Annotated in this window: 1 pseudogene; it reads right to left on the bottom strand. The window is 54.4% G+C overall.

Annotated elements, in window-relative coordinates:
- Nucleotides 1–252, bottom strand: a pseudogene (locus SB756_RS32955) (aminotransferase); the annotation flags it as partial.

Below are 252 nucleotides of genomic sequence, written 5' to 3'. Positions count from 1 at the left end.
AGGTTTCACGCAGGAAACGCCCGGAATATCGTTGATCAGTTCCCACGCGCGGTTACGCTGCTCATAAAGACGACCGCCAGGGGTAATAAATTCACTGATGCTCTGATAACCACCTAGCGCGGTCTGAATGGCGTGTTGCGCAGGAACGTTAGCACACAGGCGCATTGAAGCCAGCATTTCCAGACCTTCGATGTAGCCTTTGGCGTGTTTTTTCGGCCCGTTCAACACCATCCACCCCTGACGGAAGCCTGC

It is taken from the genome of Pseudomonas sp. SIMBA_068, assembly GCF_046534705.1.
GTDB classification, from domain to species: Bacteria; Pseudomonadota; Gammaproteobacteria; order Pseudomonadales; family Pseudomonadaceae; genus Aquipseudomonas; species Aquipseudomonas putida.
This window is presented reverse-complemented; position numbering and strand designations above follow the sequence as displayed.